Annotated in this window: 11 protein-coding genes; 8 read left to right on the top strand and 3 right to left on the bottom strand. The window is 62.0% G+C overall.

The window, feature by feature from the left end; all coding sequences use genetic code 11:
• Positions 1-18: 18 nt before the first annotated feature.
• Positions 19-867, top strand: coding sequence for a sulfurtransferase (locus ACESMZ_RS01065; RefSeq protein ID WP_372956249.1), 849 nt, complete (start codon positions 19-21; stop codon positions 865-867).
• A gap of 40 nt (positions 868-907) precedes the next feature.
• On the opposite strand, the gene ACESMZ_RS01060 is transcribed toward ACESMZ_RS01065, so the two are convergent.
• Positions 908-1,384, bottom strand: coding sequence for a hypothetical protein (locus ACESMZ_RS01060; RefSeq protein ID WP_372972080.1), 477 nt, complete (start codon positions 1,382-1,384; stop codon positions 908-910).
• Complete coding sequence (locus tag ACESMZ_RS01055; RefSeq protein WP_372972079.1) at positions 1,381-2,298, bottom strand: NAD synthetase; 918 nt, start codon at positions 2,296-2,298, stop codon at positions 1,381-1,383. Before ACESMZ_RS01055 ends, ACESMZ_RS01060 begins: the two co-directional genes overlap by 4 nt.
• Before the next feature lie 264 nt (positions 2,299-2,562).
• Here ACESMZ_RS01055 and ACESMZ_RS01050 point away from each other — a divergent pair, with 264 nt between their 5' ends.
• Complete coding sequence (locus ACESMZ_RS01050; RefSeq protein ID WP_372972078.1) at positions 2,563-3,945, top strand: ribonuclease J; 1,383 nt, start codon at positions 2,563-2,565, stop codon at positions 3,943-3,945.
• Between the two features lie 11 nt (positions 3,946-3,956).
• Here the strand turns inward: ACESMZ_RS01050 and ACESMZ_RS01045 are convergent, their stop codons facing one another.
• On the bottom strand, positions 3,957-4,781 hold the full coding sequence (locus tag ACESMZ_RS01045; RefSeq protein WP_372956246.1) for an acyl-CoA thioesterase: 825 nt from the start codon (positions 4,779-4,781) through the stop codon (positions 3,957-3,959).
• Between the two features lie 103 nt (positions 4,782-4,884).
• On the opposite strand from ACESMZ_RS01045, the gene ACESMZ_RS01040 reads away from it, so the two are divergent.
• The 6 genes from ACESMZ_RS01040 to ACESMZ_RS01015 all read left to right on the top strand — a co-directional run bounded on the left by ACESMZ_RS01040 (position 4,885) and on the right by ACESMZ_RS01015 (position 13,320).
• The gene (locus ACESMZ_RS01040) at positions 4,885-5,358 is read left to right on the top strand and encodes a MarR family winged helix-turn-helix transcriptional regulator (protein ID WP_372956245.1); all 474 of its coding nucleotides are present in this window, start codon (positions 4,885-4,887) and stop codon (positions 5,356-5,358) included.
• Positions 5,355-6,749 (top strand): MATE family efflux transporter, encoded by a 1,395-nt coding sequence (locus ACESMZ_RS01035; protein WP_372956244.1) that lies wholly within the window; start codon positions 5,355-5,357, stop codon positions 6,747-6,749. The genes ACESMZ_RS01040 and ACESMZ_RS01035 overlap by 4 nt, the downstream gene beginning before the upstream one ends.
• 137 nt (positions 6,750-6,886) lie before the next feature.
• The gene (locus tag ACESMZ_RS01030) at positions 6,887-7,894 is read left to right on the top strand and encodes a zinc-dependent alcohol dehydrogenase family protein (RefSeq protein WP_372972077.1); all 1,008 of its coding nucleotides are present in this window, start codon (positions 6,887-6,889) and stop codon (positions 7,892-7,894) included.
• Between the two features lie 151 nt (positions 7,895-8,045).
• Positions 8,046-9,071 carry a DUF2235 domain-containing protein gene (locus ACESMZ_RS01025; RefSeq protein WP_372956242.1) on the top strand — a complete coding sequence of 342 codons (1,026 nt, stop codon included), beginning with the start codon at positions 8,046-8,048 and terminating at the stop codon, positions 9,069-9,071.
• Positions 9,072-9,311: 240 nt separating this feature from the next.
• Positions 9,312-13,031, top strand: a complete 3,720-nt coding sequence (locus tag ACESMZ_RS01020) for an AsmA family protein (protein WP_372956241.1) — start codon at positions 9,312-9,314, stop codon at positions 13,029-13,031.
• Positions 13,018-13,320: a BON domain-containing protein gene (locus ACESMZ_RS01015; RefSeq protein ID WP_372956240.1), complete on the top strand. Its 303-nt coding sequence runs from the start codon at positions 13,018-13,020 to the stop codon at positions 13,318-13,320. The genes ACESMZ_RS01020 and ACESMZ_RS01015 overlap by 14 nt, the downstream gene beginning before the upstream one ends.
• Positions 13,321-13,323: the final 3 nt, after the last annotated feature.

Here is a 13,323-nt window from a genome sequence, read left to right as displayed (position 1 = left end):
CTCAAACCGGAGAACTCCATGTATTCCCCCCTCGTGACCACACAATGGCTACAAGACAACCTGGAAAACGAACGGTTGGTTCTGGTTGATGCGAGTATGACCACAGTCATTGGCAAGGAGCCGATCGTTTACGAACGCCCGGTGTGGATACCGGGTAGCCGGCAAATCGATCTGGAGGGAACGCTTTGTGATACCGGATCTTCCCAAGTGCATGCGTTTCCCACAGAGGAACAGGTTACGGGGGAAGCCCGCAGGCTGGGCATTACGCCCGACAGTCTGGTCGTGCTGTACGACAATCAGGGCATTTATTCAGCACCCCGGGCCTGGTGGATTCTGCGTGCGATGGGCGTCCAACAGGTTTTTGTCTTGGACGGCGGCCTGCCCCAATGGTTGGCTGAAGGACGGGAGGTCGATTCCACGACCGTTGCGAATGCGGCCACGTCTGGCTGCGTTGTGGCCAGGCTCGATCGCAGCCGGGTTCGGGATTCAGCGTATGTTTTCCAGCATCTGGAGGACGACAAGGTAACAGTCATTGATGCCCGGTCCCGTGAGCGCTTCATGGCGCAGGCACCGGAGCCTCGCCCCGGGGTACGGGGTGGCCATATTCCCAACTCCCTCAACCTGCCGTTTACCGAGGTACTGAATGGTTATCGGTTCAAGCCGGCCGGCGCGCTGGCGGCAACCTTTAAAAAGCTTGCTCCGAGTCTCCAGTCCTGGGATGGGCAGCAACTGGTGTTTTCCTGCGGTTCCGGGATCACGGCCTGTATCATTCTGCTGGCGGCCGAGCTGGCCGGGTATGAGCAGCTGTCGCTTTACGATGGTTCCTGGGCGGACTGGGGCAGTGACGAGTCGCTGCCAGTGGCATAGGCGGGAAGGTCGATCGGCACAACCCCATGAATTCCAGGACTTAATGTCGCTGCCGGTGAATCGTCCATATCTGCCTGTAGTAATCCACCCCATCCTGGTACCGGGTTGACCGACAGCAAGCCCTGGCAATCGCGACAAGGACCAACCCCACTGAAGAAGCCACCGCAATTTCCGTATCGCCCAGAAATAACGATGCCACAACACCGGTCAAAAGAACGACTATCAAGGCCCCATTTACGATCTCAATAGCTCTCTGCCAGTGAGCCCTGCCCCTGGTTATCATGAACCCCGGGGTAATCACGATGATTGCCAACATAGGTATAAGCGAGACGATAATAAGGCTGACGGTATTTTTCTCAAGTACGAATGACAGACCATACGACAGCAGGATGATGGCAAAAATCAGACCAATAACCGTCAGAACACCCGTTAACATGATCAACAGACTCCCCCGTGGGAATACCTTATACTCAGGCATTTGATGGTTATCGGAATGTTGATCCTGATCCTGCATCATTCGTCCGCAATCACAGCTACCGCGAGTTTGTTAATACCTCCTCCCAGCGCACTGCCAAGATAGGTCATTCCGGCCGAGACAGAATCCTTGATCTGTCGTATTGTGGTGGCCTGGATGGCAACATTCGAATACCGCCGCTCGGCCTTTCCCGCCCGCTCGAGAGCCTTAATCGTACCGTTCGATATACCCGGGTATCGAGAACGCACGATCTCCCTGGACAAGCGTTTCCGTTCCTGGCGATTCAATCCTTCCAAAACCTGCCGCGTGGTAACACCGACATCTTTTGACTGAAGAATCTTCACATTCCGCACCGTCATGAGGCCTGCCGCTGTGGCGCCGCCCAATGAAATCACATCCACTGCAAGTGTCGCGTTTCGGTACCACTCTTGACTATCCAAATAGTCATTCTGTCCCGGATCTTCAACTTCATTATAGACCCGGTACCCACTGTTCAGACACTGGGCCGTACTAGCAGCCAATGCGCCATACGCAAGCACGGTAAAGCCTGTTGAACTACCGGCAGAGAATGGGATCGCGGCGCCGGAAGTGATCAGAACGACCCAGCTGAGCACCATTGCGCCACAAGATAAAGCGGCACCAGTGCTCTCAAGTACCAAATTGCTTTCTCTGTGGCCAGTTTTTACGGAGGCGACGTAATCGAGAGCGGCCATCTGTGCCGGAGGCTCTCTGAGCACCACCTTCAGGGGTTTGAAACTACACATCATCCCCTGCTCTTCCCGCAGTACGACACTGGTCCCGTGCGAATCAATAAATATGACCTTCGCCCCGGTCAGCTCCGGATCCGAGTCAATTGCATTGAAAATCGCCTGTTCGTTCAGCGAATATTGCAGACGTGTTGTGAGCGTGTCTTGTAGAAAGGGGTTATTGCGGGAAGGCAGTCTTAGAGCTTCCATGTCACCATCCTTGGTTTGCAGTAATTCCAGTTTTGACTATTCGTTCCTGAACAGCGGCCAAAAGTATAGGCTTACTATTTCATCGATGGCAAGTGTCAACACGCGAGCGTTGTTCACATTCAGGCCGAGACTTGAGCCCACCTTGGCCAGTTAACCGAATACGAGAGCGGTTCGTAGATAACTCGTGCAAACACCATCCCGCCCACCCCACATTCCGGGTTACACTGCCGCTCTATCCCATTTCCCGAACACGACAAGATATCCATGACACCCGACCACAACGACCTCTGGTTCCTGCCCCTTGGCGGCACTGGTGAAATCGGCATGAACCTCAATCTCTACGGCCACGACGGCCAGTGGCTGATGGTGGACTGCGGGGTGACCTTTCCCCGGCCCGGTCGGGTGATTGCTGACGGTACCGTGCACGGGCGCGGTGAGCCGCCGGTACAGATGGCCGATCCTGCCTTTATTGCTGACCGCCGCGAGCAGCTGGCCGGGCTGGTCATCACCCATGCCCATGAGGATCATATTGGTGCCGTGCCCTACCTGTGGCCACTGCTGCAATGCCCGGTATACACCAGCCGCTTCACTGCCGAAATCCTGCGCCGCAAGCTGGCGGAGTTCGACCTGCTACACCGGGTGCCGATCCACGTAGTGGACGTGGATGAACGACGCACCATCGGCCCGTTCGAGGTGCAATGGCTGGCGCTGACCCACTCCATCCCCGACCCCAACGCCCTGATGATCCGCACCCCGGCGGGCCGGATCTTCCACAGCGGCGACTGGAAGCTGGACGAAGAACCACTGGTAGGACATGGCTATACACCAGGTACGTTCAAGGCCCTGGCGGAGGAGGGCGTGACGGCCATGGTGTGCGATTCCACCAACGCCACGGTAGCGGGGCATTCCATGTCCGAGTCGGCACTGGAGAAGGGACTGCTGGCGGCCACCAAAGGCGCGCCGGGTCGGGTGATCGTGGCCTGTTTTGGCAGCAACATCGCCCGGCTGCACACCCTGGCCAACGTGGCCCGGGCGACTGGCCGTTACATGGGCCTGCTGGGGCGTTCGCTGGTCAACATGAGTGGGGCTGCCAAGGCTGCCGGGGTCTGGAACGCGGACGACCATCTCATTCCTCCTGCCCACCTGGGCTACCTGCCGCGGGAGGAGGTGCTAGCCGTGGCCACCGGCAGCCAGGGGGAACCGCGCACGGCCCTGCGGCGCATGGCCACAGGCTCGCATCCCGACGTGGAGCTGGAGCCGGGGGACCGGGTAATTTTCAGTGCCCGGGCCATCCCCGGCAACGAAGACGCCATCGAAGCGCTGATCCTCAGCCTGAAGGAACGGGGCGTCGAGGTGATCACCGCGGAAGACGCCGACCTGCCCATACACGCCTCAGGCCACCCGGCCCGGGACGAGTTGCGAGCCATGTACCAATGGGTGCAGCCAAATATCGCCATCCCCGTACACGGCGAAGCCGAACACATGGAAGCCCACGCTGGCCTGGCGCGGGAATGCGGCGTACCCAGGGCTCTGCTGGGCCGCAACGGCGATCTCTTCATGATCCGGCCCGTACCCGGGATGCGCCGGCAGGTGGTGGAAACCGGCCGGCTCGGCTGGGAGAAAGGAGAGCTGGTCCGGGTGGTTTGACGCCCGGGCTCCTATTCCTTGAAATAAACCACCTGATGTGTGGTCGCGAGAAGCTCTCCGCCCGGGCTCCAGACTTCCGCACTCTGGTCAAAGAAACCCTGGCCAAAGTGGTTGGCGCTGGCGACCCCCAGCACCGGCTCACTGCCGACCGATGCCAGCTGCTCGCCAGTAACATGGAAGTAGGTAGTCAGCGAGACCGTTCCGATGGGCACCAGCTTTGGCCGCCGGATATAGATGCGGGGAAAGAAGGCATCGCACAGTGCCGACAGGGACAGGAAGTCCAGTGGCCTTGCCGGCTGGTCCTGCAGCCATACCCGGCTCCGTGACGGATAGTCCGGGTGCGGATGCGGCTCTCCCATCAAGGCACCCTCAACGAACCGCATGTCGTAGTTCCGGGTCCATCTCGGCCGGCCTTCCTTTGACGCGTCGCTGAGGTCAGACGCAGGCGGCACCTCCGGAAAGGCGATCTCGGTAGTGGCCCAGGTCTCGCGCCTTCTTGCCGTCACGGCCGTGGCGAAGGCAACGGTCTCCTCACCCTGGAGCAACTCCACCCACCAGTGCTGGGTATTCCGATTGGTCCGCACCGGCCGGGCGATAACCTCGAACTCACCATCCGCCACAGGTGCGGCGAAATTGACCGTCAGCGACACGGGTTCACCCAGCAGTTGCTCGTGGCAAAGCACCCCATTGAGCAGCGTCGCCCCGGTGGTGCCACCGAAGGGCCCGACCATATTGGCATAGGCCGGGCTGGTGGCGCCCCGCCATCGCCCGGTACCGGTTGGTGTCAGGGCAATGGCCTGGTCGAGGGGATGAACAGGGGTCTTGTTGTCAGTCATGGTGGCCTCGTACGCAGATTGAAGGTTGACCGGGGAGCCGGATCTTGACGGCAATAGTTGCATATACAATACTTGCAGCTACAAATACTATCCGGAGCCTCCCATGACCGTCAAATCCCCGGTAACCGAAAAGGCCAGGCCACAAGGCTGCACCAACTACCGCATACGGCAGCTGATGCGGCAGGTGTCCCAGTTCTACGATGCCGAACTGGGGCAGGCCGGGCTGAAGGGCACCCAGTATGCGCTGATGGCCCATGTCATCCAGCTGGGGCCGTTGCGCCCGGGGGATCTCGCGAAGGCCATGAAAATGGACGCGTCCACCCTCACCCGTAACCTGAAGCCGCTGCTGGATGCCGGCTGGCTCTCCCGGTCTCCCGGTCCGGATGGCCGCAGCCGGAGCATTGCCATCACCGACGCCGGCCGGGACAAGTGGCGCCAGGCCAGGGAACACTGGAAGCGGGCCCAGCAGCGCATCAACGGGATGCTCGGTGAAGACCGGGTCATGGCGTTGCACAGCCTGATCGACGAGTCCCTCGACCTGCTCGCACCCCACGAGCCGACCGGGGCAGACTCATGACCGCCTCCGCACCGGGGACAGCCCCGCCAGCCACCATGACACGTACCGAACAGATGCTCAGTCGGCCGGCGCTGCCTCTTATCCTTGCCATGGCCGCCCCCAATGCCATCGCCTTCCTGGTGCAGGGTACCGTGAGCATGACCGAAGTCTGGTTCATCGGGCACCTCGGTACCGCAGCACTGGCGGCCATTGCCCTGATGTTCCCGGGGCTGATGCTGATGCAGATGCTCGCTAACGGCGCCATCGGGGGTGCGTTGAGCAGTTCAGTGGCCCGGGCACTGGGCCGGGGTCGCAAGGACCAGGCCGAGGCGCTGATCTGGCATGGCATCGTGATAGCGGTGGCTGCGGGCGGTTTGTTCTGGCTGCTGTGGTGGCTTGGCGGTGCGGCGCTGCTCAATCAGCTCAACGTCACCCCGGCAGTAATCGGCGACGCGCTTCTCTATGGCCATATCCTGTTTGGTGGCAGTGTCGCCCTCTGGCTTATGGGTATTATTGCCGCGGTTTATCGGGGCATGGGCGAGATGCGCTTTCCTGCCGTGGTGATGGTACTGGGTGCCTTTATCCAGATCCCCCTGTCCGGCGCGCTGATCCTGGGCTGGGCAGGGCTGCCGCAGCTTGGTGTAGCTGGCGCGGCGGTTTCCGTGGTGGCGACCATGGGCCTTATGGCAGCAATACTCCTGGGCAGGCTGACTGGCTGCAGCCAGGTGTTACGCCTGCACCTGTCCGGGATTGCCCTGCAGCGGGCACTGTTCGCAGATATCTTTCGGGTCGGGGCACTGGCCTCGCTCTCCCCGGTACTGACCGTGCTGGCCATCGCTGCGGTGAACGTGATTGTCAGCGGGTTCGGCGCGTCTGCCCTCGCCGGCTATGGCATTGCCGCCCGGCTGGAATTTCTGTTGATTCCGATGGTGTTCGGCATTGGCGCCGCCATGACTGCCATTGTTGGCACCAATGTGGGCGCCGGGCAGGTAGCAAGAGCCGAGCAGGTGGGCTGGACCGGAGGCGCACTTGCGGCGGCACTGACGGGAAGTATCGGCCTGTTGCTGGCAATCGCGCCGGGGCTCTGGGTTGGCCTGTTTACCGATGATCCGGTAACCTTCACCGCCGGTGCCCGCTTCCTGAAGATTGTGGGTCCGGTGTTTCTGTTTCAGGGCCTGGGGCTTGCCCTGTACTTCGGCTCACAGGGGGCGGGCTTTATCCAGTGGCCGGTATTCGCTGCCCTGGTCCGGTTTGTAGTGGCCATTGGCGGCGCCTCACTGGCCGCTTACGGGTTCGGATTGGGGCTGGATGCGGTCTATGCCTGTATCGCCACCGGTATGTTGCTGTTCGGCGCCATTACGGCCAGTGCGCTCCGCCTTGGCGCCTGGCGCCGGGCCTCTCCTGCCCACTGACAGCCCAGGCGCAGAAAAGCCCGCCGGCCGGCCCGACTCGGGCCGGCGCGCCTTGTTGCCCCCACGCCCTTACCCTATGCTCACCTATTAACCTGACAATTCCGACGACTTCTCAACCCTTAACCCGAGGTGCAGCCATGAAACTTGCTACCCTTGCCAAACCCGGCGGACTCGATCAGCTAAAAGTCACCATAGGCGCGGAACCCGGTGACCCCGGCCCCGGCGAAATACGGGTGCGGATTTACGCCAGTTCCCTGAACTACCACGATTACTCGGTGGTGGCCGGTCGCATTCCCACCGACGATGGCCGCATTCCCATGTCAGACGGTGCCGGTGTGGTGGAGGCTGTCGGCCCGGAAGTGAATGACTTTCAGGTGGGCGACCATGTCGTTTCGACCTTCTTCCCCCAGTGGCTGACCGGCCCTGCGTCCATAGCAAATTTCAGCACAACCCCGGGCGACGGGGTCGATGGCTATGCCCGGGAGCTCGTCGTGGCGCCGGAAAGCGCCTTTACCCTCGCCCCGAAAGGCTACAGCCACGCCGAAGCCGCCACCCTGACCACCGCCGGCCTGACCGCCTGGCGTGCCCTGGTGGTCAACGGTGGCCTGAAAGCCGGAGATACCGTGCTCACGCTCGGTACCGGCGGCGTGTCCATCTTTGCCCTGCAGTTCGCAAAGATGATGGGGGCGAATGTCATATCAACGTCGTCGTCTGATGAAAAACTGGAGCGGCTGCGCACGATGGGAGCCGACCACACCATCAACTACAAGTCGACGCCCGAATGGGGCCAGCGCGTGCTGGAGCTGACCGATGGCCAGGGCGTGGAGCATGTGATCGAAGTGGGCGGCCCGGGCACCCTCCCCCAGTCCATTGATGCGGTCTGTATCGGCGGTCACATCTCACTGATTGGCGTGCTCACCGGTCGGGCCGGGGAGGTACCGACGGCAAAGCTGATGGCAAAACAGGCCCGCCTGGAAGGCCTGATTGTTGGCAGCCGCGCCCATCAGCAGGACATGGTACGGGCCATCGAAGCCAACGACCTGCACCCGGTTATCGACTGCTCCTTCGCGCTGGATCAGATCGCGGACGCTTTCCGCCATGAAGAGGCCGGCAAGCACTTCGGCAAGATCTGCCTGGACGTCTGACCTCAAATGCCCTCTGACTGCCCCACACTTGCCAACCGGCGCGCAGCTGACTTTACTTGTTGGAAAGCTGAACGTGCCGGCTGGCCGCCCGACACACAGGGAGGCCAGGACACGGCGGCTCCAATGGGAACCATTCAGAGGGACCTGGATAATGAAACGCATCGCAATCTGTTTCGACGGCACCTGGAACCGGCCGGAGGAAACCCTCGGAGAGGACTTTCCCACCAACGTGCTGCAATTCGCCCGTGCCATTCGCCCCCGGGATGACATCGGTAGGGAGCAGGTGGTGTTCTACGACTGGGGCATTGGCTCCTACCATGACGAACTCCGGGCCGGCTGTACCGGCTACGGCCTGGAAAAGAACGTCATGGATGGCTACCGCTTCCTGGTCCACAACTACGAGCCCGGTGACGACATCTACCTGTTCGGCTTCAGCCGCGGTGCCTATACCGCCCGCAGCCTGGCGGGCATGATCAACAACTGCAGCATCCTGCAAAAGCGTCACGCCAACCGTATTCCTGAAGCCTTCAAGCTTTACAAAACCCGCAAGCACAAGCCCAACGGCGATCATTCCATGGCCTGGAAACGAAAATATTCAGTGGAGGAGCGCACACCTGTCCGCTTCATCGGCGTGTGGGACACCGTCGGTGCCCTGGGGCTGCCCTTCACTTTCTTTGGGATGATCAAGGACAAGGACCTGTTTTACGATCGGGAAATCGGCAGCAACATCAGAGTGGCCCGCCATGCCCTGTCACTGGATGAACAGCGGGAGGATTTCGAACCCACCCTCTGGGAACCCGGGTCCGGTGCCGACCTCGAGCAGGTCTGGTTTGCCGGTGTGCACTCGGACGTAGGGGGCGGTTACGGGCCGGACAGGGAAGGCAGGATACTGGCCGACATTCCCTTGCGGTGGATGTCCCGGGAGGCAGAGAAACAGCAACTGGCATTCCACGACACCCTGCCTGAGACACTTCACCCGGCGGCGGAACAGCACAATGAGTACAAGGGCAAATACCGGCTGCTGGGCAAACTGGTACGGGAGATACCCGCTCCGGAGAGGATTCCCACCCGTCTGCATGACAGCGTGAAGAAACGGTACGAGAGTGGCTACCGCAGTGAAGCGATTGAGCGGTTTGTGAAGCAGCACGGTGAGTGGCCACCACTGTGGCAGTCCTGAGTGCAACGGCTGCCTCACCACCATGCCACCCGTGGGCGCACCAACCACTATGGCCCTCCTGCCAACCCGCGCCAGTGTCCCGTCTGGCAGCCCCGGCGCTGTTTGACTATGTTTCAGGGAGGGCACCGGGAGTCTGCGGTGCATGACAGCCCCTGAGCCGGCCTGAGCCTTCGCCCCTGGTCAAGGGGCTGACCCGGGTCAGACCGGCCCCATCCATGCCGGCGGAAGGACCGCTCGATCATGCCAAAGGCATTGGCCAAAACCCTGAAATGGGGGGCGGCAGGCTTAATCGTTTTGCTCGTCATTGCGATACTCGCAGTCGAGCTGATCCCCTGGAACTTCCTGAAACCTCCGATCACCGACCGTGTGGAGTCGGCCACCGGGCGGGAACTCGAGATACGGGGTGACATAACTCTCGGGCTGCTGCCCCGACCTCACATGACATTCGAGGATGTGGTCTTCGCCAATACGGACTGGGCGGAGGATGCTGCCATGGCCGCAATAGCGCGACTGGAGGTCGTTCCCTCGCTGCGCAGCCTGGTTCGGGGCGAACCGTTGATTGAGCACCTCGCTATAACGGAACCGGAGCTGGACCTCCAGGGCCGGGATGGGGCGCCCGGAAACTGGGTTCTGCCGGCAATGACAAAGGACCAGCATGAGGAGAGCGCCGACAAAGCTGCAAAAGCCGGAACGGCCAGCGACAGTGGCTCCCCGGTCGAAATCCGCGAAATCACCGTAACCGACGGCCTGGTCCGGTACCAGCCAGCGGATAGCCGGGACGTACACCGGCTCGCCCTGACTTCACTCACGGTGACCGAAGATCAGCTGTCGGCAGAGGGTGAGCTCACACCAGCATCCGGAGAGCCCTCCACAAGCCTGCCGTTCAGCATCGAATCCGGACTCACTACGGGCTATACCGACAACGAATGGACCCTGAATGACCTGGAGGCAAGCCTGGCCGACATTCAGCTGGACGGCAGTATGGGACTGGATCTGGGCGAGGGACCACCCGTGCTCAGCGCCGATCTCCACGCCCCGGTTCTGGACGTCCCAGACATATTGGCCAGGCTGCCGGAATCCGGGGAACAGGAGGACACCCGGGAGCTGGCGATACCGGCTCTGCCCGAAATGGCCGGCAACCTGCAACTGAACGTCGACAGGATCATCCTGCCAGATACCACCGTGGATCAGGCCGAAGCCCGCATCACCATGGGCGGGCAGACGATGACACTGGAGCCCCTGAAGTTTGAGGTGGCAGACGGCGAGGTTGAGGTATCCGGGGCTTTGACCAGCACCGTCGAAACGGTATCGGGCGAAGCCCGGGCACAATTGCAGGCTCTCGACCTCCATGACTTCGGCGTGGGCGACCAGCCCGGCCACAGGCTTACCGCCGATCTGGACCTTGCGCTGGCAGAGACTGCCAGGACCCCGGCCCTGGAACCCCGGCGATTACTCAACAACATCAACATCCGGAATGGGACCGCGAACTACCGGACCACCGGACAGGACGAGACCAGTGACCTCGACCTGTCGCTGGCCATGGACGCCCGGCAATCCGGACCGGTGCTTTCTGTAGAGGGGGAGTTTCAGAACGAACCGCTAACGCTGGCCATTGAGGGAGCGCCCCTGGCCAAGCTGGCGGAGGGTCTGGCGGAGTATCCGTTGCAGGCCCGGGCCAGGTCTGGTCAGCTGCGCGCCGGGGCGGATACCCGGCTGGGCGCCCTGCTCAATCCCGGCACCCTCGCCGCCGACCTCACCCTGTCCGGTGACAGCGCCCGGATGCTGAAACGCTGGATCGGTCCGGTGGTGCCCAGGTTGCCGGCGTTCGATCTGGCCGGACGGCTCGAGCGGGAACAGCAACGCTGGTCCGTCACCGGGCTGGGGGGGACCATCGGCGCCAGCAACCTGACCGGTGATGTGCACTACCAACATGGCGAACGGCCACAGGTCAGAGTGGCCCTGGATAGCGATCGCCTCGAGATTGCCCAGTTCATGAACGACGACGGTGACGGCACGCCTAAAGACGACGCCAGCGAGAGCACGGAAAACAACGGCGACGGCTCGCTGACGGTGCTGCAGGACTTCGACGGTGGGCTGGAGCTTGCCGTGGACACGCTGGTGCCCCCGGACGGCCCCTCGCTGGATCGATTCCAGACCAACATGACCCTCAACGCAGGCAAGCTCAACATAGAGCCATTGGCATTTCACGTCGCTGGCGGAGCGCTGACCGCCAGCACCGACCTCAACGCCTCCGATGTGCCGGCGTCCGGTACGGTCACTGTGCAGCTTGACGACATTGCCCTGGGCCAGCTGGGCGACACTTTCTCCGGGCTCGAGGACCGGCTGGGGCTGCTCTCCGGCGAGCTGAACCTGGCCATTACCGGATCGCTGCCCGAGGGTCGTCGGGATGACCTGCTACTGCCGGCTGTGGGACGGGTCGATTTCGAGCCTTCGACGCTACACTTCCGGGACCGGGAAGCGGGCTCGGACATCACACTGGAGCTGGAGACCCACGGCCGGGAGGCTGCCGAACAGCGATTTCACATTGATGGCGAAGGCCAGTACGACGACCAGCCCTTCTCCCTGCGCTTCCGGGGCGATCCGTTGCTGGATGCCCGGGACCCGGACCGTCCCTACGGGCTGCGCCTGTCCACCGATGTGGTGGCTACCCGGATTGTGGTTGAGGGTTCAATGCTACAGCCACTGGCACTGCGCGGCCTGGACCTGGGTCTGTCCGTCGAGGGGCCGGACCCGCAGCGGCTCAGCCGCCTGCTGGGCATACCGATGCCGCAGCTGCCGCCTTACTCGCTCTCCGGCGACCTCTCCCTTGAAGAGCAACAATGGGTCGTCTCCAATATCACCGGCCAGGCGGGAGAAAGCGACCTGGGCGGCCGGATCGCATTGGACACCCGGCAGCGCCCGCCTCACATTGAAGCCGACCTGTCGTCAGAGTCCCTTGTCCTCCGCGACCTTGGCGGACTGGTGGGTACAGAACCCGAAGCCTCCACGGAGGACGAAAGCCAGGCCAAAGCAGACGGAGACGAAAAGGTTCTGCCTGACGAACCCCTGGTTACCCCCAACTGGGACAACGTATCCGCCGATGTCCGCTACCGGGCGGCATCGGTGACGGCGGCAGACATTCCCCTCAGCGATGTGGAAATCGATTTCCGGCTGGAAGACGGGCACGCCCGGTTTGAGCCGGTACGCTTTGGCGTCGGCGACGGCCAGGTGGACTTCAACCTCAACCTCGACTCCACCACAACGCCACCGGAAGGCACACTTCAGCTGGAGGCACGGCAGGTGGACCTGCAGCAGGCACTGCGCAACTGGGATCTGGCGGACGACAGCGTCGGTACCGTGGCTACCCAGGGCAAATTCTGGGTGACCGGCGCCACCATGGCGGAGCTGCTGGCATCGGCCGACGGCGGGCTTGTGGTGCTGATGGTGGAAGGGAAACTGGATGCAATGCTGGTAGAGCTGGCGGGGCTCGACGCCAGCCAGTCGTTCCTGAGCTGGATCAATGCCCGCGACCCCATTCCCATCCGCTGCGCCTATGGCGATCTGCAGGTCCGGGACGGCGAAGGTAGTATCGATACCCTGGCGGTCGATACCGACGATACCACCTTTACCGGAACCGGCACGGTGGATATCAATACCGAACAACTGGACGTTACTATCCTGGCCCACCCCAAGGATGTCAGTGTTTTCTCGGCCCGTACGCCTCTTCACCTGGGCGGTACGTTCAGCAATATGGAGGTCGGGCTCCACGAAGGGGAGCTGGCCATGCGCGCCGGGGGCAGCGCCGTCCTCGCGGCCCTGGCGACACCCGTTGCAGCCCTGCTGCCGCTGCTCGACCTGGGCACCGGCGACGACGTGCCCTACTGCGACGGACTGGTACGCCGCTCCCGGAAAGCCATTGACGGGAGTAACGACAACGGAGACCACAATGATGAAAGCTGACCGACGTTACCTGATCCTGGCCGCCTGCCTTCTGGCTGGCTGCGCCACAACCGACAGCGGCCAGTTCAGCGAATCCTCTTCCCAGGACACCTCTGCGGAAGTCCGCCTTAAGTCCGTGCTGCTGGAAGACGATGACATTGCCGGCTCCGCCATTGATGTCACCATCGACGGGGAGCGCATTGTACTCGAAGGCTTCGTGGAAGATGACAGCCAGCGACAACGGGCGGAACAACTGGTCCGGGAGCACGGCGATGTCAGTGACGTGGATAACCGGATCGAGGTGAAGTGACAT

This window comes from Marinobacter sp. (assembly GCF_041690615.1).
GTDB lineage: Bacteria > Pseudomonadota > Gammaproteobacteria > Pseudomonadales > Oleiphilaceae > Marinobacter.
This window is presented reverse-complemented; position numbering and strand designations above follow the sequence as displayed.

Excerpts from the sequence above, each read along its gene's own strand:
- ACESMZ_RS01015 (WP_372956240.1), top strand. The coding sequence starts at position 13,018 with ATGATGAAAGCTGACCGACGTTACCTGATCCTGGCCGCCTGCCTTCTG.
- ACESMZ_RS01065 (WP_372956249.1), top strand. The coding sequence starts at position 19 with ATGTATTCCCCCCTCGTGACCACACAATGGCTACAAGACAACCTGGAA.
- ACESMZ_RS01055 (WP_372972079.1), bottom strand. The coding sequence starts at position 2,298 with ATGGAAGCTCTAAGACTGCCTTCCCGCAATAACCCCTTTCTACAAGAC.
- ACESMZ_RS01035 (WP_372956244.1), top strand. The coding sequence starts at position 5,355 with ATGACCGCCTCCGCACCGGGGACAGCCCCGCCAGCCACCATGACACGT.
- ACESMZ_RS01045 (WP_372956246.1), bottom strand. The coding sequence starts at position 4,781 with ATGACTGACAACAAGACCCCTGTTCATCCCCTCGACCAGGCCATTGCC.
- ACESMZ_RS01025 (WP_372956242.1), top strand. The coding sequence starts at position 8,046 with ATGAAACGCATCGCAATCTGTTTCGACGGCACCTGGAACCGGCCGGAG.
- ACESMZ_RS01030 (WP_372972077.1), top strand. The coding sequence starts at position 6,887 with ATGAAACTTGCTACCCTTGCCAAACCCGGCGGACTCGATCAGCTAAAA.
- ACESMZ_RS01020 (WP_372956241.1), top strand. The coding sequence starts at position 9,312 with ATGCCAAAGGCATTGGCCAAAACCCTGAAATGGGGGGCGGCAGGCTTA.
- ACESMZ_RS01060 (WP_372972080.1), bottom strand. The coding sequence starts at position 1,384 with ATGATGCAGGATCAGGATCAACATTCCGATAACCATCAAATGCCTGAG.
- ACESMZ_RS01040 (WP_372956245.1), top strand. The coding sequence starts at position 4,885 with ATGACCGTCAAATCCCCGGTAACCGAAAAGGCCAGGCCACAAGGCTGC.
- ACESMZ_RS01050 (WP_372972078.1), top strand. The coding sequence starts at position 2,563 with ATGACACCCGACCACAACGACCTCTGGTTCCTGCCCCTTGGCGGCACT.